18 protein-coding genes and 1 tRNA gene are annotated in these 23,405 nt (G+C 35.6%); 8 read left to right on the top strand and 11 right to left on the bottom strand.

The annotated features are described in order from the left end of the window. Positions 1 to 31: 31 nt before the first annotated feature. The 3 genes from ACFOWA_RS02840 (at position 32) to ACFOWA_RS02830 (ending at position 1,080) form a co-directional block, all read left to right on the top strand. Positions 32 to 105 (top strand) — tRNA-Cys (locus tag ACFOWA_RS02840). A gap of 34 nt (positions 106 to 139) precedes the next feature. After that, positions 140 to 310, top strand: a complete 171-nt coding sequence (locus tag ACFOWA_RS02835) for a spore protein (protein WP_123205146.1) — start codon at positions 140 to 142, stop codon at positions 308 to 310. A gap of 104 nt (positions 311 to 414) precedes the next feature. Next, positions 415 to 1,080 (top strand): DNA alkylation repair protein, encoded by a 666-nt coding sequence (locus ACFOWA_RS02830; protein ID WP_378981579.1) that lies wholly within the window; start codon positions 415 to 417, stop codon positions 1,078 to 1,080. A gap of 8 nt (positions 1,081 to 1,088) precedes the next feature. Here ACFOWA_RS02830 and ACFOWA_RS02825 read toward each other — a convergent pair whose 3' ends face one another. The 4 genes from ACFOWA_RS02825 to nudK form a co-directional block, all read right to left on the bottom strand. After that, positions 1,089 to 2,120, bottom strand: coding sequence for a quinone-dependent dihydroorotate dehydrogenase (locus ACFOWA_RS02825; protein WP_378981577.1), 1,032 nt, complete (start codon positions 2,118 to 2,120; stop codon positions 1,089 to 1,091). A gap of 213 nt (positions 2,121 to 2,333) precedes the next feature. Next, positions 2,334 to 2,984: an NAD(P)-dependent oxidoreductase gene (locus ACFOWA_RS02820; RefSeq protein ID WP_378981575.1), complete on the bottom strand. Its 651-nt coding sequence runs from the start codon at positions 2,982 to 2,984 to the stop codon at positions 2,334 to 2,336. Between the two features lie 75 nt (positions 2,985 to 3,059). Further along, positions 3,060 to 3,470 (bottom strand): Rrf2 family transcriptional regulator, encoded by a 411-nt coding sequence (locus ACFOWA_RS02815; protein ID WP_378981573.1) that lies wholly within the window; start codon positions 3,468 to 3,470, stop codon positions 3,060 to 3,062. 620 nt (positions 3,471 to 4,090) lie between these two features. Continuing rightward, positions 4,091 to 4,678 (bottom strand): GDP-mannose pyrophosphatase NudK, encoded by a 588-nt coding sequence (gene nudK / locus ACFOWA_RS02810; RefSeq protein ID WP_378981571.1) that lies wholly within the window; start codon positions 4,676 to 4,678, stop codon positions 4,091 to 4,093. 436 nt (positions 4,679 to 5,114) lie between these two features. Here nudK and ACFOWA_RS02805 point away from each other — a divergent pair, with 436 nt between their 5' ends. Together ACFOWA_RS02805 and ACFOWA_RS02800 are read left to right on the top strand one after the other, a co-directional pair. Then, complete coding sequence (locus ACFOWA_RS02805; RefSeq protein WP_378981569.1) at positions 5,115 to 7,022, top strand: ABC-F family ATP-binding cassette domain-containing protein; 1,908 nt, start codon at positions 5,115 to 5,117, stop codon at positions 7,020 to 7,022. 349 nt (positions 7,023 to 7,371) lie between these two features. After that, positions 7,372 to 8,649, top strand: coding sequence for a type IX secretion system plug protein (locus ACFOWA_RS02800; RefSeq protein WP_378981567.1), 1,278 nt, complete (start codon positions 7,372 to 7,374; stop codon positions 8,647 to 8,649). Positions 8,650 to 8,760: 111 nt separating this feature from the next. On the opposite strand, the gene ACFOWA_RS02795 is transcribed toward ACFOWA_RS02800, so the two are convergent. Beyond that, on the bottom strand, positions 8,761 to 10,254 hold the full coding sequence (locus ACFOWA_RS02795) for an alpha-amylase (protein ID WP_378981566.1): 1,494 nt from the start codon (positions 10,252 to 10,254) through the stop codon (positions 8,761 to 8,763). Positions 10,255 to 10,522: 268 nt separating this feature from the next. Between ACFOWA_RS02795 and ACFOWA_RS02790 the strand changes: the two genes are divergently transcribed. Both ACFOWA_RS02790 and ACFOWA_RS02785 read left to right on the top strand, forming a co-directional pair. Next, a complete protein-coding gene (locus ACFOWA_RS02790; protein ID WP_378981564.1) occupies positions 10,523 to 11,044 on the top strand; it encodes an acyl-CoA thioesterase in 522 nt (173 codons plus the stop codon). 67 nt (positions 11,045 to 11,111) lie between these two features. Next, the gene (locus ACFOWA_RS02785; protein WP_378981562.1) at positions 11,112 to 12,299 is read left to right on the top strand and encodes a sodium:proton antiporter; all 1,188 of its coding nucleotides are present in this window, start codon (positions 11,112 to 11,114) and stop codon (positions 12,297 to 12,299) included. On the opposite strand, the gene ACFOWA_RS02780 is transcribed toward ACFOWA_RS02785, so the two are convergent. The 3 genes from ACFOWA_RS02780 to holA all read right to left on the bottom strand — a co-directional run bounded on the left by ACFOWA_RS02780 (position 12,300) and on the right by holA (position 16,691). Next, a complete protein-coding gene (locus ACFOWA_RS02780; protein ID WP_378981560.1) occupies positions 12,300 to 12,704 on the bottom strand; it encodes an EVE domain-containing protein in 405 nt (134 codons plus the stop codon). 158 nt (positions 12,705 to 12,862) lie between these two features. Continuing rightward, positions 12,863 to 15,439 carry a zinc-dependent metalloprotease gene (locus tag ACFOWA_RS02775; RefSeq protein WP_378981558.1) on the bottom strand — a complete coding sequence of 859 codons (2,577 nt, stop codon included), beginning with the start codon at positions 15,437 to 15,439 and terminating at the stop codon, positions 12,863 to 12,865. 229 nt (positions 15,440 to 15,668) lie between these two features. Beyond that, positions 15,669 to 16,691 (bottom strand): DNA polymerase III subunit delta, encoded by a 1,023-nt coding sequence (gene holA, locus ACFOWA_RS02770; protein ID WP_378981556.1) that lies wholly within the window; start codon positions 16,689 to 16,691, stop codon positions 15,669 to 15,671. Between the two features lie 116 nt (positions 16,692 to 16,807). On the opposite strand from holA, the gene ACFOWA_RS02765 reads away from it, so the two are divergent. After that, on the top strand, positions 16,808 to 17,266 hold the full coding sequence (locus tag ACFOWA_RS02765; RefSeq protein WP_378981555.1) for a type I restriction enzyme HsdR N-terminal domain-containing protein: 459 nt from the start codon (positions 16,808 to 16,810) through the stop codon (positions 17,264 to 17,266). A gap of 3 nt (positions 17,267 to 17,269) precedes the next feature. Here ACFOWA_RS02765 and ACFOWA_RS02760 read toward each other — a convergent pair whose 3' ends face one another. From ACFOWA_RS02760 to ACFOWA_RS02750, 3 genes are all read right to left on the bottom strand, one after another. Continuing rightward, the gene (locus tag ACFOWA_RS02760; protein WP_378981553.1) at positions 17,270 to 18,637 is read right to left on the bottom strand and encodes a 3-keto-disaccharide hydrolase; all 1,368 of its coding nucleotides are present in this window, start codon (positions 18,635 to 18,637) and stop codon (positions 17,270 to 17,272) included. A gap of 87 nt (positions 18,638 to 18,724) precedes the next feature. Further along, on the bottom strand, positions 18,725 to 20,080 hold the full coding sequence (locus ACFOWA_RS02755) for a Gfo/Idh/MocA family protein (RefSeq protein ID WP_378981551.1): 1,356 nt from the start codon (positions 20,078 to 20,080) through the stop codon (positions 18,725 to 18,727). A gap of 517 nt (positions 20,081 to 20,597) precedes the next feature. Continuing rightward, positions 20,598 to 23,264 carry a valine--tRNA ligase gene (locus tag ACFOWA_RS02750; RefSeq protein WP_378981549.1) on the bottom strand — a complete coding sequence of 889 codons (2,667 nt, stop codon included), beginning with the start codon at positions 23,262 to 23,264 and terminating at the stop codon, positions 20,598 to 20,600. Positions 23,265 to 23,405 lie beyond the last annotated feature (141 nt).

Below are 23,405 nucleotides of genomic sequence, written 5' to 3'. Positions count from 1 at the left end.
AAATTGCTATTTTTGCAGCCTTGAATTTAAAGGTCGAGTGGCCGAGTGGCTAGGCAGAGGTCTGCAAAACCTTCTACAGCGGTTCGAATCCGCTCTCGACCTCCATTTGTACAAATAAAATAATTAAAAGGTTATTACCATGGCAGTTACCAGATTAAAAAGAAAAGACAGAAGAAATAAAAACTTTGCACAACAAGATGTAGATTTTTTAAAAAGAGCTACTAACATCGAGTTAGGAAGTCGCTCAGCACAACCTAAAAATGACCAATTGGCTAAAAACAATGCTGTTTTAGCTGGCTTAGCAAAATAGTTTTTAAAATTCTTCTTTAAAAATTTAAAGCATCCTTCTGATCAAAGGATGCTTTTTTTATGCTTAAAATTTGGATAGATTTGAATACATAAAATCTTTGTACAATGAATATTCAAGAAACGCTTCAAACACTCGAATCATTAAGTGATGAAAAGGTTAAAAAACAGCACCTTAAAATCGGTGCCCGAGAGAATCTTTTTGGGGTAAAAATGGGTGATATTAGAAATCTTGCTAAAAAGATAAAAACAAATCATGCTTTAGCGCTCCAGCTTTGGGAAACCGAAAATATTGATGCACGAATGCTTGCAATATTAATTCTCAATCCCAAAGAATTATCGGCTAATGAGCTAGAACAAATGGTAGCTTCAGAACAATTTACCTGGACTGCAGACTGGTTCTACAATTATGTTATTAAAGAATATCCTGATAAAGAACAGTTTCGAGAAAGATGGATGAAATCTGAAAATGTAATGTTAGCCCGTGCTGGTTGGAGTTTAACAAGCGGAAGAATAGCCAGAAATCCAGAAGGAATAGATATACCAACTATGCTAGCCCGAATTGAATCGGAAATACCAACAGCAGCACCAGAGGTGCAATGGACGATGAATTCGAGCTTGGTACAAATAGGAATTTATCACGAACAATATAGAGTACAGGTAATAGCAATTGCCGAAAAATTAGGCATCTACAGAGATTACCCAGTATCTAAAGGTTGCACTTCGCCATTTGCCCCAAGTTGGATAAATGCAATAGTTAGTAAGAAGAAATAGGTTTAGTTTTACAGAACTAAAGATTTACAAATCTCTTTAATTAATCCCGGACCTTCATAAATAAAGCCCGTATATAATTGAACTAAAGCAGCACCAGCATCTAACTTTTCTTGGGCATCTTTAGCAGAATGAATTCCACCTACACCAATTATTGGGAATGCTTTATTCGATTTTTCTGAAAGGTATTTAATCACTTCGGTAGAGCGATCTTTAACCGGTTTACCACTTAAACCACCAGTTTGCTCTGCTAATGCTTTCTCAGTAGCTAAATTTTCTCTGCTTATTGTTGTATTTGTTGCGATAATACCGGCAATATTGGTTTCGGCAACAATCTCAATGATATCATTTAGCTGGGCATCTGTTAAATCAGGGGCAATTTTAAGTAAAATCGGTCGCGAAATATCATTCTTACAGTTTCGCTGTTGAAGTGTATTTAAAATGTTTTTAAGTGGCTCCTTTTCCTGTAATTCGCGTAAGCCAGGTGTATTTGGCGAACTCACATTTACCACAAAGTAATCAACAACATCAAATAACCTATCAAAACATTTAATGTAATCACTTACGGCATCTTCATTTGGTGTAGCTTTATTTTTGCCGATGTTTCCACCCACAACAATATCAGGATGTTTATCTTTTAGCAAACGTAAACGCTCTGCCATCACATCAACACCTTTATTATTAAAGCCCATCCTATTTATCAAAGCCTCATCGTTTGGTAAACGAAACATTCGTGGTTTATCATTACCAGGCTGTGGCATAGGCGTAACCGTACCAACTTCTATAAAACCGAACCCTAGATTACTTAGGGCTTCAACATATTCACCATTTTTATCAAAACCTGCGGCTAATCCAACCGGATTTTTAAATTTGATACCAAAAACTTCTTTCTCTAAACCTCTAATATGAACATCGAAACTGCTTCGAATAATGGTTTTGCCTAACGGAAATTTATCGTTAAACCATTTTAGCCGTTTAACCACAAAATAATGAACGTTTTCTGGGTCAAATTTGAAGAATATAGGTTTAATTAGGCGATACATGCAACGAAGATAAATAAAATATGGAAAAAAACGTAAGATGGAAAATAGAGATGGAAAATGGAATATGAATTATAGAAAAACCAACAGCGCATTTGGAAATTCGAAAGATTACTAAGCGCCTACCATTTTCAATCTCAAATTATTCAATTCTTATCCAACTCTATCCAATAACATCTTACATTTTCCATCTTCCATCACCCCATCTTACATCAATTAATATGCTGCAGTAAATTGCTCTTGGTGGTGTGCATTGTTTTCCAATTCATCAACAATTACAATTGATAAATCTTCTACAGATAGAATTGATCTACCTTCATCATTAAAAACTGGAGAGGTTTTACCTAACCGATATTTTCCGGTTCTGCCAGTTGTAATGCCTTGGTGCATCTCAATCGCCGGACTAAAAAACACCCAGTCCAATTCCTTTTCTTGTTTAAGCGTATTATAGTAATCTCTTACAGCTGATGCACCAGGATAAATATCTGTAGGAAAATGTGGACCATCAACCAATTGATTACCATCAATTTGCAAAGTACCCGCTCCACCAATAAAAATATAACGTTTTACGCCTGAAGCTTTAACTGCTTTTTGTATCGCCTCCGCTCCTTTTATGGTATCATCATATAAATTTGGGTTTGTCCAACCTGCGTTAAACGAACTTACAATAGCATCAGCGCCATTAAACGCAGCTGCCAACTTTTCGGTATCTAAAACATCTACGGCAATTTTGGTTAATTTATCATCCGTACCATCAATTTTTTCTGTATCGCGGGCTATCGCAATCACTTCATTTCCACGACTTAAAAGTTCGTTCAAAATCGCTTTGCCTACAAATCCAGAGGCTCCTATTACTGCTACTTTCATTTTATTTTATTTTATGATTTAATTAGTTAAGAATATATTGTAATGTTATTTATTACAGTTTAGCGCAAAAAAATATTATTTAAATTTCGATGCAAAATCTGCTAGTGTTTGTTTTGATAAGTTGTTTATCAGAGCGTTTTCTGCATCGTTGTAAAGCTCAATTAAATGCTGGTTTATCTGCTTGCCAATTGGGCATTTAGGATTAGGTTCATTTTTGCTCTGACCTAAAATCGCATTGGTTTTAACCGCATTATAAACTTCGGCAAGGTTTATCTCTTTAGCATTTTTGGCTAAAAATGAACCTCCACCTTTCCCCTCTTTACTCCCTACAAAGCCATATTTACGCAAATTCATAATTTCTTTACGCACTAAAACCGGGTTTATATTTATACTCCCAGCCAAATATTCTGAACTTACAACGTTTCCATTTGCTTCATCAAGCAAAGTTAAAATGTGTAATGAAATTGGAAACCGACTGTTGTTCATTCTGTAATTATTTTTATTACAGTACAAATGTAATAAGATATTTTTAAATTCAAAATTTATTTTATGAGGAGTTACACAACCGTCATTTTAATCCAAGTGGAGAAATCTTTGAAGCTAGAATATTTAGTTTTTTTGAGAAGAGCAATACACATCCCTCGGTCTGTGTTCCCACAGACCGAAAAAACATTCAAAATTTAATGGCCTGTGAGGATACAGACCATGGAAGACTTAAATGAAATTTATAAATTTTAAAAGAGCAATACCTCAAGCTGTTATTAATGTTCGTCCCGCTATCTCTTCAAGTCCTCATCCTCGTTCCTCGGCTTCTGGGCTTTCCGCTCTATCGGGTCTAATTAAATCTGCTTCTGCAAGTATTAAAGGTTGCGAGTAAATGAGCTACCGTCATTGCGAGGTACGAAGCAATCTCATAACGGTTCAATCAATCAGTTTATACTCCTTGGTCTGTGGGGACATAGACCGAGGTAATGAGTCTAATTAACTTGTGTTTCAGCAATGTTTAAGATTGCATGGAACCAACCGCCATTTCGAGTGAAGCCGAGCAAACTTAGAAGCAAAAAAATTATAACCTATCTACAAGTTCTATAATCTTTATTAAGCCTTTAGTTCTGCAATACCGAATTAATTTGTGCATACTGTAAAAGCATAATGGTTTTACCATCTTTAATTTCTCCTGTCGAAATCATATTAACAGCTTCCCTAAATGACATTTCTAAAACTTCAATATTTTCCTGCTCATCATGATGGCCTCCGCCTTCACTCACTTTCATCTCTTTATCGTATTCTGCAACAAAGAAATAAAGTATTTCTGTTACCGAACCAGGCGACATGTACGCCTCAAAAACCTTCTTAACATCTTTTATCTTGTATCCCGTTTCCTCTTCAGTTTCACGTTTTATGGCCGTTTCAGGATTATCCAAATCAAGCAGGCCTGCACAAGTTTCGATAAGTAAACCACTTTCATTGCCGTTAAGATAGGTTGGCAAACGAAACTGACGGGTTAAAATAATGGTTTGATTAGCCTTATTGTAAAGCAAGATGGTAGCGCCATTACCTCTGTCATAAGCCTCACGACTTAAAACTTCTTTTGTTCCATCCTTTTTTAAGTATTCAAAGGTTATCTTATTTAAAGTGTACCAATTATCTGAAAGGATTTCTTTATTTATAATTTTAATATTCTTGTTATTCATGCTCAATTCACTTTGAAATCAAATGTATCATTATTTTTATTCCCATTGAATAAAGTAAATAGCAATTAGTTTATCTAGATTTAACCATCCTACGATTAGGATCTTTTGTTTTTAAACCTGATTGAAGTGTAAAGCCCGCAATCCCGATTTTTTATCGGGAGCGGACTTGAAACGAAAAGCAGGATTGAATAACCAAAAGAATTACTGAACGTAAGTTTCCAAAAAGTTATTATAAAAATTGCCACAGAATTCACGGAATAAGTAAACCAATAGCCTTTTTCAGCATTTGTTGAAACAGAAAGCAGGCGGAAGCTTTAATAAAATCTTCTGGCAGTGCTTTCCAAAAAAATATAAATTAAAAACTGAGATTCTTCTCACATCCTATTTGATTTTCGACATAAAATAAGCCTTAAAATTTCGTACTTTTGCAGCCGAAATGATTTCAATAAACAATTTAACATTCCTTATTGGCTCAAGAGCCTTATACGATGAAGCGAACTGGCACATTAAACCTGGCGATAGAGCTGGATTAATTGGAGCCAACGGGACAGGAAAATCGACACTTTTAAAAATAATCGTAGGCGAGTACGCACCAACTTCCGGTACGGTTTCTATGTCTAAAGATTTAAAAATTGGCTACTTAAATCAAGATTTACTTTCTTACGATTCGCACCATAGCATTCTTCACGTAGCAATGGAAGCCTTCGAGCGTCAAAACCAATTGCATGATGAGATTGAGGAACTGCTAAAAAAAATCGAAACAGATTACAGCGAGGAAATTTTATATAAACTAAGCGATAAACAGCAAGAATTTGAGGCTTTAGATGGCTACAATATTGAATATAGAGCAAATGAAATTCTGGCTGGTTTGGGCTTTAGCACGGCCGACCAGTTACGTCCGCTAAACACATTCTCTGGAGGATGGCGTATGCGTGTTATGCTTGCTAAAATCTTATTGCAAACACCAGATATTTTATTGCTGGATGAGCCAACCAACCACATGGATTTACCATCTATTAAGTGGCTTGAAAACTATTTAATGGGCTTTGAAGGTGCCATCGTTATTGTATCTCACGATAGATATTTCTTAGATAAAATCGTGAATCGTACGGTTGAATCTCGTAAAGGAAAGTTAAACGTATATGCCGGAAACTACAGTTTTTATGTAGAAGAAAAAGCTATGCGTGGTGAAATACAAAAAGGTGAATTTAAAAATCAACAAGCTAAAATTAAGCAAGAAGAGCGCCTGATTGAACGTTTTAAAGCGAAAGCATCAAAAGCAAAAATGGCGCAATCGCGTATGAAAGCTTTAGATAAAATGGAGCGTGTTGATGATGTTGATGACGATAATCCAACTGTAAATTTCGCATTTAAATTTTCTAAACCATCTGGAAGACATGTTGTTAGAATTGAGCATGCTACCAAACATTACCCAAATGTTCATATTTTGGAAGATGCTGAAGCCGTAATCGAGAAAGGTGATAAAATTGCTTTAATTGGTGCCAACGGTAAAGGAAAATCAACTTTATTGAGGATGATTGCAGGCGCAGAAAAATTTGAAGGCTTTTGCGAAACTGGGCATAATGTTACCACAACGTTTTTTGCTCAGCATCAGCTAGAATCATTACACTTAAACAATTCTATTTTAGAAGAGTTGCAGGCGTTCGCTCCCAAACATTCGGATACCGAATTACGTGGTATTTTAGGTTGTTTCTTGTTTACGGGAGATGATGTTTTCAAGAAAATCAAAGTCCTTTCAGGTGGTGAAAAATCGCGTGTAGCATTGGCAAAATCGCTGACTACAGATTCTAACTTTTTAATTCTGGATGAGCCGACCAACCACTTGGACATTCAATCGGTTAATATTCTAATACAGGCATTACAACAGTTTGATGGTACATTCATTGCTGTTTCTCATGATAGGTATTTTCTAGATAATGTTGCCAATAAAATTTGGTTTATCGAAGGTGAAAAAATTAAACAATACCCAGGCACTTATGCTGAATATGAAGAGTGGAATAGCAAACGTGTAATTCCAGCTTCTAAACCAATACCAATTAAAGTACCTGAAAAGGAGAAGCCTGCTGAAAAGATTGTAACTCCAAATGCAGCGAATCAGTTGAAAAAGCTTAATGATGAATTAAAAAAAATAGAAACTTTAATTTCGGAATTGGAGCAAAATTTAAAAAATATTGAAGCTGAACTGGCTGATGAAAATGTTTACAGTAAGCCTGATAAGTTAGCTGAAGCGAATAAAAGATATCTTGCTGCAAAACAAGATTTAGATACAAACCAAAATAATTGGGAAGCGCTAGCCGCTGAGATAATGGAATTGGAAGGTTAATCTTTTTTTCCACGGATTAATTAAAATATTTAGCCGCAGATTTTGTCTGCGGCTTTTTTTATATTAATTTTTGCTAAAGAAATACCTAAGACACAGAATCAAAGAATCTATTTTCCGCACTAATCTGTGCTTCTTTGGAAACTTTTTTTGAATATTTTTTTTGGCCACAGAAACACAGAAGGCGCTGAATCTAAGAATCTATTTTCCGTGTTAATCTATGTTTCTGTGGCAATTTTTTGGAAGCTATTAAAATGTATTTGCTGTCGCAGAAACACCGAAGACGCTGAATCAAAGATTATATTTTTGTGTTAATCCTTTTTATCTGTAATTATACTCTGTACTTTTAACCATGCAAAAATTAATCGTTGTACTTTTATTTTTCATCCCTACCTTAACATTCGCTCAAACTGACAAAATTTTCACCAACGAGAATAAAATTTATCTTCCAAATATTAAAACTGTTCTTTGTTCCAATAGTAACAAAGAGCAAAGTATTCCCGTGATATTATTAAATTCACAAGAAACCATTAGTTTTTCCTTTGATGATTTATTGGCCGGAACAAAGAACTATTGGTACACGGTAGAACATTGCACCTTTGATTGGAGAACGTCACAAATTTCTAGTCTGGATTATTTGGAAGGCTTTGCAGAAGATAGGATTATCAATTATCGTTATTCATCAAACACCACAAGAAAATACACACACTACGAATTAAGCTTGCCAAACAGCCAGGTTAAACCTAAAATTGGCGGTAATTATTTACTAAAAATTTATGAAGATGGCGATAAAACCAAACCTGTAATTTCTCAACGGTTTTTTATATTAGATAGCCAGGTTGGGATTGCTGCCGAAGTAACCAATTCTATGCAGGTTGCCGATAGAGATACCAAACAAAAAATAAACTTTACCATTAATCACTCCATTCCTATTCCAAATCCATACCAGGATTTAAAAGTATCGGTGTTGCAAAATTTTAATTCAAACACCACACAAATAAACAACCGACCATCATTTATTCGCCCAAATCAATTGGTTTACAACGATTTAAATACGAACGACTTTTTGGGTGATAATGAATTTAGAAAGTTTGATGCACGCAGTATTCGTTTTAAAGGTGATAATGTTCGAGATATATTTCGTGATAAAGAATCTGTTAGCGCAATGTTGTTTCAAGATATCTCCAGAAATACAGGAACATTTGCCAACCAATTAGATGAGAACGGTAACTTTTTTATTAGGAATACAGATGGCAGAGATGATAAAATCGAAGCTGAATATATAAGCATGTTATTTACACTAAATGCTACCTCACCAACTTCAAATGGCGAAGCATACGTACTTGGCAGGTTTAATAATTACAGCATTAGCAAAGAAAACAAATTACTGTACGATGCAGAGCGAAAACAGTTTTATGCAAGTATTTTAATGAAACAGGGTTTGTATGACTATGAATATGCGTGGCTTGATAAAAATACAAGCACCATCGAAACTAAACCATTTGAGGGCACTTATTTTCAAACTGAAAACACATATCAAATATTTGTTTATTATCGCCGCCCAGGTGCAAGATGGGACACTTTAATAGGTTACACGAATTTGAGCAACCGAATTTTAGATAAAAGGTAAAACCGTAATTTCTTCTTTAACATTAAATTTCACAAAAAAAATGAGCCTGTCGGGATGCATAAATATAGTGTGCGCATCCCAACAGGCTCGTAAATTTTATTTGATGAAATACTACCCTTCTGATTTTAAAATCCAAACGGAAACGCTCCCGGCATTACAGTGAAATGTAGCCCATCCATTATCATTAATGGTAACTTCTTGTTTGCAATGACCTAAAGCATCTATAAAAGTTTTACCTGCAAACTTTTCTCCAATCTCCATATCTTTAAAACCTTCATCTCCATTACTTAGCAATACTGCCAAACCACTATTTTCATGTTCATCATCACCATCGCGGGTCCAGCCAACACAATTGCTATGGTCGAAATAGTCTCTTTGAAAACCATATGCTAAACTTGCACGAATTTTACTCATGGTTTCAACAGCTGGTATAGCGGCTAAGTCAACATGAACATCTTCACCCTCAGGATTTTTATCATCGTAAATTCCACCATAGATATCAGGAAAGAATAAACATGGAATGCCCTGTTCTCTTAACAAAATGATAGCATATGCCAGCGGCCTGAACCAAAATTCTACATAAGATTCTAAAGCCTGCAATGGTTGCGAATCATGATTATCTACAAAAGTAACTGCAAGTTCAGGTTTAATTTGAATCAATGTTTTATCAAAAATGGTGCGCATATCAAACTCATTTGCATCTTGACTCGCCAGATAGAAATTATGGTGAAGTACAGAATCAAAAATCTGAGTTCTGCCACCAGTCATATTGATATATTCTAATTGTCCATCTACTTCAACCACATTCCAATCTTCCGCAACTACGAAAAATTGCCTATCGTATTTTTGGTTTAAATGATCGAGCCACTCAACAATAAACGTAGGATTTATATGCTTAACAGCATCTAACCTAAAACCATCAACTTTTGTGGTTTCTACAATCCATTCGCCCCAATAATTCAATTCATCAACTACAGCCTGATTGCGGTAATCGATATCATTGTACATTAAATAATCGTAGTTGCCATTTTCAGTTGAAGGAACATCTTCAAAACCTTCTCCTAAGTGATTTTGGATGGAATAAATAGCTGTTTCTTGTAAATCTTCGGCCCAATCTACACCACTGAAACATAAATGATCCCAAATAAATTCTGAATATTTACCTTTTCTACCAGGGAATGTAAATTTGGTCCAAGCTTCGATTTCAAAAACATCACTGGTAAACTCGTTTCTATTTTCTTCACTTACAGTTCTAACTTTTACTTTTTCCAACTCATCACCACCGGCCTTATGGTTAAAAACAATATCCGCAATCGCTGCAATACCATTATCATGCAAAGCATCAATGGCTTTTATGTATTCATCCTTAGTTCCATATTTAGTAGCAATTGCGCCTTTTTGGTCAAATTCTCCTAAATCAAATAAATCGTAAACTGCATAACCAACATCATAAGGTGAGTTATTGGATTTATATGCTGGTGGTAACCAAACCGTTGTGATACCTAATTCTTTTAAATGAGATGCCTCTTTGGCAACTTTAGTCCATAAGTTTTCTTGTTCGTTATAATACCAATGAAAATATTGGATAAGGGTTTGATTTTGCATTATTTTACAATTTTTGATTAGATAACATGATTATTCCTGAATTGTTTTTTGGTAATGTTGACTGGAAGTAAATTGGGAAAAGGTTTTGTCTTGAGACCGATAAAGTAACAAGGCAATGGAAAATTACTGATTGTTAAGATTGAGTAACAACAGTTCAACGTTATAAATACCGAAATTTGACATCAACTAACTAATTGCACCCATGGATACTCAAAATCTCAAAAACTTGCGCTAATAATATACCTTTTATGTACTTTTGCGCTCGATTATGAGTTTAAAAAAGAAATTTGTTAGAGAGAGTTTTACAATAATGAACGAGTTGGTGCTACCAAATGACACCAATACGTTAAACAATTTAATGGGTGGAAGATTGCTGCACTGGATGGATATTGCTGCTGCAATTTCTGCACAAAAACATTGCAATCGTATTGTTGTAACCGCATCTGTAGATAATGTTTCTTTTAAACATCCCATAAAGCTTGGTGATGTAATTACCATTGAAGCCAAAGTAACTCGGGCATTTAATACTTCTGTAGAGGTTAGATTAGATGTTTGGGCAGAAAATATTCCGAGTGGTGCACGCCAAAAAAGTAACGAAGCCTATTACACGTTCGTTGCTGTTGACCAAAGTGCAAGAACCATCCCGGTACCAGAAGCTATACCTGAAAGCGTTGAAGAAATTGAACTTTTTGCTGGTGCCCTTCGCCGCAGGCAATTGCGTTTGGTTTTGGGCGGTAAAATGCACCCTGATGATGCAAATGAACTGAAGGCTTTATTTTTTAAAGAGTAAATTTTACAATAATTTTCTTTGTGCTTAGTGCTATTGTTTTATTTTAGCAAACATCAATCGCTAAAATATGACTACATACACCATCCTTATTATTTTAAGCGGATTAGTAATTTTCTCCTATCTGTTTGATTTAGTGGCAAATAAAACCAAAATTCCCTCGGTTTTATTATTGCTATTATTGGGTATAGGTTTACGTTTACTGGTGGACAACCTTAAAATTCAGACCCTGAATTTTCTTTCCATACTGCCAACTTTAGGAACAGTCGGTTTAATTCTTATCGTTTTTGAAGGTTCACTTGAATTAAAGTATGATAAAGAAAAAAACAAGATTATAAGAAGCGCTTTTTTTTCTGCACTGACCATTCTGCTTGGTACAGTAACCATAATTACCCTAATTATTTACCAAATTAGTCATGCAAATTTGTACACTTGTATTGCCAACGCAATTCCGTTTAGTGTTATCAGTTCAGCAATTGCAATTCCATCCGCAGCTGCATTAAACAAAGAGAATAAGGAGTTTGTAATTTATGAATCTTCCTTTTCTGATATTTTAGGCATAATAACTTTCAACTTTGCCATTACCAATCATTCCATCACTTCATCATCCTTTATTGGTCTTGGCTTAAGTACTTTTCTGGTTATTTTATTGTCGGCCATTGCTTGCATTGTATTGATTTACATTATGGGCAAATTGGTTCATCACATTAAGTTTTTCCTTATCATTTCGATATTGATTTTAGTTTATGCGATTGGTCAATCTTACCATCTATCATCACTTGTTTTGATATTAAGTACAGGCTTATTTTTGAATAACGCAGACACCATTCAAAATTTATGGTTTAGAAGTACGTTTTTGTATAAAAATTTAAGTGCAGATTTATCTCAATTGTATCAGCTCTCGGCAGAGAGTGCTTTTATTCTACGTACCTTTTTCTTTGTGATTTTTGGCTTTACAATGAACATTCACGAATTGAACGACAAGCCAATATTGGCGAACGGATTTTTCATTCTGGCTGCCATTTATGTCATTCGGTTTTTCTGTTTAAGAGTATTTAAAAACGGTAATGTTTCGCCAATCGTATATATTGCACCAAGAGGATTAATCAGTATTTTGCTTTATTTCAATTTGCCAAATTCGCTTAAGATACCACAAGTTGGTACTTCATTTCTATTTCTAGTGGTTTTAGGTTCGAGTTTGGTTATGACGGCAGGGCTAATGTTAAGTAAAAAGAAAGCTGTAGAATTGAATCATTAATTAACTTCCCATTTCTAATATTTTATCAAACTCTTCTGCCTTTAAGGGCATAACAGATAAGCGACCCTGGCGAACCAATGAAATATCTTTAAGACTTTCTTCTGCTTTAATTTGCTCTAACGTAACCGGATTTTTTAAGGCTTCTACTGGTATTAAATCTACAACTACCCAATTTGCATCCTCTGTGGTTGGGTCTTGGTAAAACTCTTTTACAACCTTGGCAATACCTACAACATTTTTACCCTCATTACTGTGATAAAAAAGTACCAAATCGCCTTCTTTCATTTCTTTCAGGTTGTTTCTGGCTTGAAAATTACGCACACCATCCCAAAAGGTACGACCATCTTTATTAAATTTTTCCCAGCTATATTTAAACGGTTCTGATTTGACTAACCAATGTTTCATGTAATTTATTTAAGCTTCGAATTTACGATTAACATGGAATTTAACAGAATAGAAAATAAATTAAACTTACCATATTCATATATCAATCGATTGATTTCAAAATAAAAAAAGCTTCCTGGTTTTTACATCAGGAAGCTCTTTTAGTATAATACTGTATTCTAATTATTTACTTTAGCATCTAGTGCATCATCAATTCTGCTTGCTAAATCTTCTAAATGATATTTGCTTAAACCAGTTGCAGTAGTAGCACTTGTTTTAATCATTCCATCTAAAGCTTTCAACTCGCCTTTTACAACTGAAACAACATCACTTTGTGAAGCTGTAATGCCACCTTGAGCTGCACCACCTCTACCACCGCCGGCTAAAATTGCATTCATTGCTGTTGGTGCAGCAACTGGTTTAATAATTGAAACTAATTTATCAACGTACATTTTTTGAAGATTCCTTCTATATACATCAATTTCCTGATTGGATTTTAGCTCAGTAAAAATTGAAGCATTTAAGTCGGTAAATAAATCGGTAATTTTATAAGCGCTAGCACCATCTGCTGCTTCAGCAGAGATTAATTTAGTTAATGTGCTTGTTCCTAACAACCTGTTAATTGTTGTGTTTTGCAATCTGCCAACAACTTCTAAACCGTCTTGGTCAATGTTATCTAAAATTGGTTTACTCACCATCCAGGTTGGCGTTTTAAACAATTGAACATCTAAGAAATTCATAGCTTCCTTTTGCGTAGCAGCAGGTGTACGCTCGTAAACTGCACCAGATTGTTCAACCGTTTTCGGGTTTTCGTAAACTCCACCAACATTTTTAGCTACATGGCCCATGTAACGACCAAATTGTGTAGTTAACTGACCATACATATTGGCTAAGTTATCATAACCATCAGCAGGTTCTTTGGTCCAAACAGGTAAATTATTTAAAATAACTTTAAGGTTTTTAATACCATAAGTACTAGCTTTCATTGCATTATCCGATAAATCTTCATTTTGCGAATGTGGATCATCAGGATTGGTTTCTGTACCGAACCATAACCTGCGATTTTTAGCAGATTCGATAACCAATTTATTTAAAATCGGCACTTCTTGCTGAGCATTTTTTGTTTCAGGGAAATATTTGTAACCCCATTCAATTGCCCAATTATCATAATCGCCAATGCGAGGGTATAAACCCTTTGCAGAAATGTTATCTTCTGGCTGAGCAACGTAATTAAAACGAGCATAATCCATTATAGATGGTGTATGTCCGTGTGCTTCAACCCATTTTTTATCTCTTAACATTTCAGTAGGAACAGTAGAACTTGAGCCATAATTGTGGCGTAAACCTAAAGTATGACCAACCTCATGCGATGATACAAAACGAATCAAATCGCCCATTAACTCATCACTAAAAGTCATTTTACGAGCTCTTGGATCAACTGCTGCAGTTTGAATCATGTACCAATCGTGCACCAGTTTTTGAACATTGTGAAACCAGTTGATGTGACTTTCCATAATTTCACCACTTCTCGGGTCAGAAATACTAGGACCACTAGCATTAGCAATTTCTGATGGTTTGTAAACAATCGCCGAATGACGGGCATCATCAATACTCCATGTAGAATCTTGTTTATAACTTGGCGCTTCTTTTGCCATGATTGCATTTTTGAAACCTGCTTTTTCGAAGGCTTTAGCCCAATCATCAACACCCGCTTTTAAATAAGGAATCCATTTTTTAGGTGTAGCCGGGTCGATATAAAAAATAATAGGTTTAGTTGGTTCAACCAATTCGCCACGTTTGTATTTTGCCATATCTTGTGGTTTAGGCTCCAATCTCCATCTTTTAATTAACTCAATCTCTTTCACTCCTTGAGGATTTAAATCGAAATCGGTGTATCCAACCGCAAAATAACCCACTCGTTGGTCAAAGTAGCGGGCTTTCATTGGCACTTTTGGAAGTATAACCAATGATGTATTTAATTCTACAGTTGATGAACCAGCAGATGCATTACCACCCATCCCGGTAGGTGCGGCACCACCAAATGGCGAAGGTGCGGCTGTTAAACTGTAGGTTTTTACTGTACTAATTTCTACGTTAGTTGGAAAACTTCTTAAGCTTTGGATATAACTTCTATCAGAAAGTTGAGCACCTAATCTAAAACGTGTTTTTGCAGCAGGTGAACTGAAATAGAAAATATCATTATCGCTATTCAAATATTCAGTAACATCAATTACACTACCTTTTTTATCAGCAGTATAAGCTGCAATGTTAAAAGAAGCAGCAATTGCCTGTATGTTTGAATTTTTTAAAGATTGATACATGGAAGTTGTACTATCCGGACCATAAGTACGATAGCTTATTTTGCGCATGAATATGCGATTGTTTGGTCCTTTTTCGAAACGGATAACAGAGCTACCAATTTGGTCGCCTGCATAACCTTGTGCTGCCCTAACTTCGGCACCCGATTTAGAAATACGGCTTACCACTAAAATATCTCTGCCCAAAGTAGAATCAGCAATTTCGAATAAAAATTTATCTTCTAATTTATGCGTGGTGATCATTCCCCTTCTGGTGGATGTTTTACTTGTAATGACTTGGTCGTAAGGTTTTGGTTGAGCCCTAACGCCAGAGCCTAATGCTGCTCCTGCTGCTCTTCGTGTAGTATCACCAGGTATGGCTCCTCCTTGCCTTACCTGTGCCTGAGCAAATGTAATGGCAGAAACAGCAAATAAAATGCTGAGTATATTTTTTTTCATAACTATAAGTTGATTTGATGGTAAATATATGGTAGGAAGTACTATATGATACGATTTTGAGAATAACTTTTAAGTTACAATAAGCCTATTTACACGATTTTACTTCAATATTTATTTTATAGAGAAATTTTGAGCATTTAAAGCCTGAAGATTGTGCCGATTACCTTCATAGAAAGCATCTTTTACCTTTTAAATATGAATTATCGGTTGGTTGCTAAGTGCAAACTCACTAATGAATAATCTTAAACACTAATTCTTTATAAAGATCGCCATCATCAACATTGCCGCTACTTTCTAAACCTTTACTTTTTAAATCATACTCTCTTAGCAAACCAATAACCTGAAAAACCTTCGCGGTATTATAGTTTCTTGCTGCAACTTCATAATCCTTAATAAAAAATGGAGGAACGCCTAAAGCGGAAGCTGCATCAGCTTTATTTGGCACATAATGATATTTTAAAAGCTTAGTAAAATAACCCCCTAAGTTTGCCAAAACCATAACCATAGGATTTGCTTTTGGGTTATTGGCAAAATAATTTATGATTTGATTACATTTTAAAACATTACGTACAGCTAAAGCTTTCTGCAATTCAAAAACATTGTATTCTTTACTTATACCTATATTTTTCTGAACCAAATCTGTATTAATGGTTACTTCTTTAGGCACATTAAGCATTAGTTTTTCAATCTCATTAGCAATTTTAGATAAATCTGTACCTAAATATTCTGCCATCAAGGCTGATGCTTGCTGGTCGATTTTATATCCTTTGTCTTTTACAAAATCTTCAATCCACGGAACAAGTTTGTAATCGCGAACCAAATCAGACTGAAAAATTACACCGCTTTTGCTTATTGCTTTATATATTTTTTTTCGTTTATCGAAGTTTGCATATTTAAAGGCCAATACTAAAATCGTACTAGGTAGAGGTTTTTCAAAATAATTAAGCGCAAATTCTGCTTCTTTACTACTTCCTTCTTCTTTTGACCATTTTAAATCTTGTGCTTCCTTAACAATTACAACCTGGTAATCTGACATCATTGGATACCGTTTCGCTGCACTTAAAATAGTTGCCACGTCAGTATCTTTGCCATATAAAACGGTTTGATTGAAGCCCTTTTCAGCATCGTTCAATAATTTATCCTCGATATATTCAGTTACCTGATCTATGTAATAAGCTTCTTCACCATGTAATAAATAAACAGGCTTAAACTTTCGGGCTTTAATATCTTTAATAATTTCGGCGGCAGTCATTACTTGTAAAATTACAATTTAGCTTTTATCATTTTACTAAATGTTTATAAACAATGCTAACTTTGGATCACGAAACGACAGTAAATCTGGCTATTTCTGAGTGAAAACTTATAAAAATGTTTAACCCAACTCCGCTAAACCTTCCACCCTATCCATTTAAAATTACAGAGAAAGAAGATGTGGTTTTCATTTTTGATGAACTAAGAAAAAAGCATTTGGTTTTAACACCAGAGGAATGGGTTCGCCAACATTTCATCAAACATTTAATTTTAGAAAAAAAATTCCCTAAATCTTTGATTCAGATTGAAGGTGGTTTAGTTTTAAATCAATTGCAAAAACGAAGCGATATTCTGGTTTATAATACTGCCGGAAATAAATTATTACTTATAGAATGTAAAGCGCCAAAGGTTAAAATCACCCAATCTGTTTTTGACCAAGCTGCGAGATACAATTCAATTCATCAGGCCAAATGGATAGCTTTAACAAATGGTTTGCAACACGTTTATGCAAAAATAAACCATGAAAAAGGCAGCTTTGATTTTATTCAACAGCTGCCCGATTACAATTTGCTTTAAAATTTATTTTAGTGTTTTTATTTTAATGGTGCGATAACTTACCTCATTGCCATGATCTTGAATTAGAATATGGCCTTTTGATGCTTCTCCAAAATTTTTCCAATCTTTATATTTACTAATGGCAACCAGTTTTTTAAACTCTTCAGAGCCACGAACATATTCTAAAACTTTAACACCGTTTAAGTAATGCTCAACTTTGTTATTTGGATAAACCACTAAACGAGCATTATTCCAACTACCAATCGGGCGGAGGTATCGGGGTTCTTTTTTAGCCGTAATTAAATCGTATAGAGAAGCTAAAGTTCTATTTCCATCTCTTCCTAATTTTGCATCGGGATGCAATTCGTCGTCTAAAACTTGATATTCTAACCCAATAGCCGAGCCTGAATTTTTTTCTGCAAGGATTACAAAATATTTAACACCACTATTTGCACCAGGCGTTAATTTAAACTCGAAAGATAAGTCGAAAGCGGCAAACTCTTCTTTGGTAACGATATCGCCACCGTTAGTAGACTCTGCACCAGAGGAAGATTGTACTTGTAAAATTCCTTCGTTAATTTTCCATCCTTTAGCCGGAAATTCTGTTTTATAAGCACCAACCCACCCGTTATTACTTTTTCCATCAAAAAGCAGTTTGTAGCCATTTAGTTTTTCGTAAGCAGATAAATCATTTGGTGTTAAATTAACTGCATAAATTCCTTTTGGGAACGCTTTGGATTTTAAGTTCTCTGTTTGAATGTTGATGTTTTTAAAATAAACCTTCTTTCCATCATTTTCTAAAATATTTCCAATTCCGTGAACTTGCAATCCGATAAAACCTGATTGATCAAGAGTATCAATTACATAAGAAACAGAAGTTCCATTTACCCATGTTTTCAGTTCATTGCCAATACATTCTATTCTGTAATGGTTAAATTCATTCTTTTTATATAATGATTTTGCAGATGGATTTAATTCAAGTGGATAAAGCCACAATCTTCTTGCTTCATCGTAAACACCACCAGTCCACGCTCTTGGCGTTGGGTCTATTTCTACTTGCCTTCCGTAAACCAAGCCTTTACCATTGTTGCCTTCGGGCTTAATATGACTTCGGGTTTGGATGCCTGAATTTGTTGTTTCTCCTTCTAATTTTACATCCAATTCTAAGATAAAATCTCCATATTCTTGCTCGGTAATTAGGAATGAATTTGGTGTGCCTTTAGTCATGGTTCCAATAATCATTCCGTCCTCTACTTTATATGGAGCGGCACCTGCAACAGCTTTCCAGCCGGTAAGTGTTTTACCATCAAAAAGTGGTTTAGACTTTTGAGCTGCAGCTGATAAACTTATTAGTGAAAGGGCTAGTATGGTGTATTTTTTAATATTTAACATGATAGGATTTGTTTGATACAACTGAGAACATATTAGCTGTTTAACTAAATTGAGTTTTCTAAGGTGTCTTATATGATGATAAACTAATTAATATTTAAAAACTTTTCCGTTGGCAATTACTTCTTGTCTGTTTTCATCAAAAATGGCTTTAGCACCTGTACGAACCGCGGCATTTGTCATGATGTTTGCAATTGAATGAGAATAACCAGCTTCAACTGGTCCATTTGGTGTTTTGCGGCTTCGGATACATTCCATCCAGTTTCGCATGTGACCCGAGGTCAATAAGTCACCGCCCATATTCGCACCTGTTGCAGCTTTGATTTCCGATTTACTTAAATCGAACTCTGGTAGAAGATTGGCTTTTAAACCCATCGCCGCAGCTTCCTTTTCTTTCAAACCACCTTTTGGTGAAACCTTGTTTGTAATAAGGTTTAATTCTCCACCATTAGAATAGTAAACTTCACCTACATCGCCTACGCTATTTTGCATTCTTGAAGTAAATGTAACCTGAAAACCATCTTCAGCATTCGGCTGACCGTAATCAAAAACAGCAACCATGGAATCCCAATTTCTACGCCCATCTTTCCAAGTATAAATACCACCATTAGCAACTACACTTCGTGGATGTTTTAGGTTGGTAAACCAATGAACAGTATCTATTTGATGCGACATCCACTGGCCAGGCATGCCCGAAGAATAAGGCCAAAACAACCGATATTCTAAATATTTTCTTGGATCGAAAGCTTCAGTCGGGCGATTTAATAAAAATCTTTTCCAATCTATATCTTCTTCTTTAAGTTTTGCAACCAACTCTGGTCTGCGCCAACGCCCTGGCTGATTTACATTCCAAACCAAATCTACAGCAGTGATTGGTCCGAATTTGCCATCTTGTATATATTTCGCGGCATTTGCATAATTCTCTCCACTTCTACGTTGCGAACCAATTTGTACAATTCTATCAGTTGCTTTTACAGCTTTTAAAGCAGCCTTTGCATCATCCATGGTTTCGGCAAAAGGTTTTTCTACATAAGCGTCACAATTTGCCTTAACAGCTTCGATGGTATGTAAAGCATGCTGAAAATCGGCAGTGCTGATGATAACTGCATCTAAATCTTTCATTGCATAAAGCTCATCATTGTTTCTGCATGCTTTAATATCATGACCGAATTTCTCTTTCAAATGCTCAATTCCTAAATCTCTACGATAATTCCATAAATCTGAAAGCCCAACAATATCGAAATTTAGTTCTTTGTTATGATTTAGGAAGCATGGCAAAAGTGTGTCTTTAAAACGGTCGGAAAAGCCAACAACACCTACGCGAACCCGATCGTTTGCGCCAATTATGCGGCCGTAGCTTTTTGCACTCATGCCCATGGTACCAGCATAAGTTGCGGCAGTAAATATTGCAGATTGCTTAATAAATTTTCTTCTGGAATTTTCCATAGAATAAATAGGTTTAGATTTAGGTTAGAAGAGCTCATAACATTAAACGTTTTATAAGCGCTTAATGAGTTCTAAAATAGGATTTTTTTAGAGAGGTTTTGGTAACAATTTAGAAACGATAGCGATATGAAAACCTCTCCTTATTAAAGGAAGTTGTGCTTGTTCTTTTGTGCTAAGCCTCTCCTTGAAGAGAGGGAAACAAAATTTTGTGGTTGAACCAGGGTTAAAAAGTATTGTTCCATAAATCCCTCTCTTCAAGAAGAGGGAAAGCATTAATTTGCCAAAGTAATAACATTGATAGGGTGAGGTTTTAGCTCAGAGCAAACTTCTGAAAACAAAAACCTCACCCTATGAAAGGAAGTAGTATTTGTAGTTTTGTGCGTTTCCTCTCCTCGAAGAGCGGGAAACAAAGTTTGGTGGGTTAAACCAGGGTTAAAAGCATTGCCCTCCAAATCCCACACTTCAAGGAGCGAGACAGCATTAATTTACCAAAGCAATAACATTGAAAAGGGGGATTTTAACCTAAAACTGCCAAACTTTCTTCTATAATTTTAATTTTTGCCTCGGCATCAGCCTTTTTATTGCGCTCATTGGTAATAATTTCGGGTTTTGCATTTTGAACAAAACGCTCATTGCTCAACTTTGCATCAACTGATTTTAAGAAACCTTGCAAGTAAACTAAGTCGGCATTTAGGCGAATGCGTTCTGCATCAACATCAATATTTTCAGTTAAAGGAATAAAAAACTCATCCTTGCCAGCCATAAAAGCAGTTGCGCCAACAATTTTATCATTAACAATTTCAGCCTCGGCAACATTAGCCAATTTGAAAACAATGTTTAACCATTTTTCGTAATCGATATCCGAATTTACTTTCAAACTCAAAGGCAATGCCTCTTTTGGTGAAATTTGTTTCTGGTTACGCACATTTCTAATTTCTGCGATAACGGTTTTGATAACTTCTGCATCTTTCAGTAGTTTTTCATCAATCGAACCACCTTTTGGATATTCGGCCACAATGCAACATTCTAATTCACCACGTTCAGCAAATAAATCATCATGCCATAATTCCTCAGTTAAAAAAGGCATATTTGGGTGCAATAATTTAATGATGTTTTCGAAGAATCCGATTGTAGCTTTATAACTTTCTGCATCAATTGGTTGTTGGTATGCAGGTTTAACCATTTCCAAATACCATGCACAGAAATCATCCCAAACCAATTTGTAGGTGGTCATTAACGCCTCTGATAAACGATATTGTTTAAAGTTTGCCTCAATTTCTACCAAAGCCTCATTGAAACGATTCTCAAACCACATAATTGCTTGTGCATTCGGGTTTGCTAAGCTTTCATCAACTTCCCAACCTTTTACTAAACGGAAAGCGTTCCATATTTTTGAGGCGAAATTCCGTCCTTGTTCGCAGTAACTTTCATCGAACATTAAATCGTTTCCAGCCGGCGATGACATTAACATACCAACACGAACGGCATCAGCACCGTATTTTTCAATCAGTCTAATTGGGTCAGGAGAATTGCCTAACGATTTAGACATTTTACGCCCTAATTTATCACGAACAATACCTGTTAAGTACACATTTGTAAATGGTTTTTTGCCCATAAACTCATGTCCAGCCATAATCATCCTTGCCACCCAAAAGAATAAAATCTCTGGTGCGGTAACCAAGTCGTTGGTTGGGTAGTAGTAATTAATATCTTTATTATTCGGATCTTTAAAACCATCAAAAACTGAGATAGGCCACAACCAGGAAGAAAACCATGTGTCCATTACATCTTCATCTTGTCTTACAAAAGGTTCTAATTGATGTTTAAATCCAGCTTTTTCACTTTCGTTAGCACTTATATCTAAATGCTTTTTCTTCCAAAATTCTTCTAAAGCCTCATCTTTAGTTTTGGCAACCACCCAGTTTCCTTTATCATCGTACCAAGCCGGAATTTGTTGTCCCCACCAAAGCTGACGAGAAATGTTCCAATCGCGAACATTCTCCATCCAGTGGCGATAGGTGTTCTCAAATTTATTTGGAATCAGGTTTACTTCACCATTTAAAACATCATCTAAAGCAGGTTGCGCCATTTCTTTCATCTTCACAAACCACTGCATAGAAAGTTTCGGTTCAATAGCTGCATCGGTACGTTCTGAAAAACCAACCTGCGATTTATAATCTTCTACCTTATCTAAATGGCCGGCCTCTTCCAACATTTTGGCAATCTTTTTACGGGCTACAAATCTATCTTCGCCCACTAAAATAACCGCTAATTCGTTTAAAGTTCCATCATCATTTAAAATATCGGTAACTGGCAAATTGTGTTTAACACCTAACTCATAATCGTTCAAATCATGCGCTGGTGTAACTTTTAAACAACCAGTACCAAACTCAATATCAACATATTCATCCTCGATTACCGGGATTTCATGATTTACCAAAGGCACGAAAACTTTTTTGCCTCTTAAATGCGTAAAACGCTCGTCATTCGGATTAATACAAATTGCAGCATCAGCCATAATTGTTTCCGGACGAGTTGTTGAGATTGTTAAAAACTGATTCTCGCTCCCCGAAATTAAATACTTAATGTAGTACAACTTTTGATTTACCTCTTTTCGGATAACTTCCTCATCAGAAACCGCAGTTTTACCAGCTGGGTCCCAGTTTACCATCCGGATGCCGCGATAAATCCAGCCTTTGTTATATAAGTGAATAAACGAATCGATAACCGCCTCAGAAAGGTCTTCCTCCATCGTGAAACGTGTACGGTCCCAATCACAACTCGCACCTAATTTCTTTAATTGCTCCAGAATAATTCCGCCATATTTCTCCTTCCACTCCCAGGCATACTTCAAAAATTCTTCGCGAGAAAGGTCTTTTTTATCAATGCCTTGTTCCTTTAGCATGGCTACAACTTTCGCCTCCGTAGCGATAGATGCATGGTCAGTTCCAGGAACCCAACAAGCATTTTTACCCTGCATACGGGCCTTACGAATCAAAACATCCTGAATCGTATTGTTTAACATGTGGCCCATGTGCAAAACTCCAGTAACATTCGGCGGCGGAATAACAATGGTATAAGGCTCACGCTCATCAGGTTCTGAGTGAAAAAACTTTTTCGATAGCCAATAGCTATACCATTTACCTTCTGTTTCTGCCGGATTGTACTTAGTGGAAATGCTCATGAAAAATTATTCAATATCAATTTGAGTGGCAAAAATACGTTTTTAAGGGCAAAATTTAAAGTAGAAATCTTTTGAAAAGCAAGAGCAGCATTTCATTTTAATGTTAGTCCGGCTTTACGTTTCAATCTTTTTGTGTTTGGC

Source organism: Pedobacter lithocola (assembly GCF_042650845.1).
Classification (GTDB): domain Bacteria; phylum Bacteroidota; class Bacteroidia; order Sphingobacteriales; family Sphingobacteriaceae; genus Pedobacter; species Pedobacter lithocola.
This window is presented reverse-complemented; position numbering and strand designations above follow the sequence as displayed.

Excerpts from the sequence above, each read along its gene's own strand:
- ACFOWA_RS02775 (WP_378981558.1), bottom strand. The coding sequence starts at position 15,439 with ATGAAAAAAAATATACTCAGCATTTTATTTGCTGTTTCTGCCATTACA.
- ACFOWA_RS02765 (WP_378981555.1), top strand. The coding sequence starts at position 16,808 with ATGTTTAACCCAACTCCGCTAAACCTTCCACCCTATCCATTTAAAATT.
- ACFOWA_RS02805 (WP_378981569.1), top strand. The coding sequence starts at position 5,115 with ATGATTTCAATAAACAATTTAACATTCCTTATTGGCTCAAGAGCCTTA.
- holA (WP_378981556.1), bottom strand. The coding sequence starts at position 16,691 with ATGACTGCCGCCGAAATTATTAAAGATATTAAAGCCCGAAAGTTTAAG.
- ACFOWA_RS02785 (WP_378981562.1), top strand. The coding sequence starts at position 11,112 with ATGACTACATACACCATCCTTATTATTTTAAGCGGATTAGTAATTTTC.
- ACFOWA_RS02760 (WP_378981553.1), bottom strand. The coding sequence starts at position 18,637 with ATGTTAAATATTAAAAAATACACCATACTAGCCCTTTCACTAATAAGT.
- ACFOWA_RS02800 (WP_378981567.1), top strand. The coding sequence starts at position 7,372 with ATGCAAAAATTAATCGTTGTACTTTTATTTTTCATCCCTACCTTAACA.
- ACFOWA_RS02755 (WP_378981551.1), bottom strand. The coding sequence starts at position 20,080 with ATGGAAAATTCCAGAAGAAAATTTATTAAGCAATCTGCAATATTTACT.
- ACFOWA_RS02795 (WP_378981566.1), bottom strand. The coding sequence starts at position 10,254 with ATGCAAAATCAAACCCTTATCCAATATTTTCATTGGTATTATAACGAA.
- ACFOWA_RS02750 (WP_378981549.1), bottom strand. The coding sequence starts at position 23,264 with ATGAGCATTTCCACTAAGTACAATCCGGCAGAAACAGAAGGTAAATGG.
- ACFOWA_RS02825 (WP_378981577.1), bottom strand. The coding sequence starts at position 2,120 with ATGTATCGCCTAATTAAACCTATATTCTTCAAATTTGACCCAGAAAAC.
- ACFOWA_RS02820 (WP_378981575.1), bottom strand. The coding sequence starts at position 2,984 with ATGAAAGTAGCAGTAATAGGAGCCTCTGGATTTGTAGGCAAAGCGATT.
- ACFOWA_RS02830 (WP_378981579.1), top strand. The coding sequence starts at position 415 with ATGAATATTCAAGAAACGCTTCAAACACTCGAATCATTAAGTGATGAA.
- ACFOWA_RS02835 (WP_123205146.1), top strand. The coding sequence starts at position 140 with ATGGCAGTTACCAGATTAAAAAGAAAAGACAGAAGAAATAAAAACTTT.
- ACFOWA_RS02790 (WP_378981564.1), top strand. The coding sequence starts at position 10,523 with ATGAGTTTAAAAAAGAAATTTGTTAGAGAGAGTTTTACAATAATGAAC.
- nudK (WP_378981571.1), bottom strand. The coding sequence starts at position 4,678 with ATGAATAACAAGAATATTAAAATTATAAATAAAGAAATCCTTTCAGAT.
- ACFOWA_RS02815 (WP_378981573.1), bottom strand. The coding sequence starts at position 3,470 with ATGAACAACAGTCGGTTTCCAATTTCATTACACATTTTAACTTTGCTT.
- ACFOWA_RS02780 (WP_378981560.1), bottom strand. The coding sequence starts at position 12,704 with ATGAAACATTGGTTAGTCAAATCAGAACCGTTTAAATATAGCTGGGAA.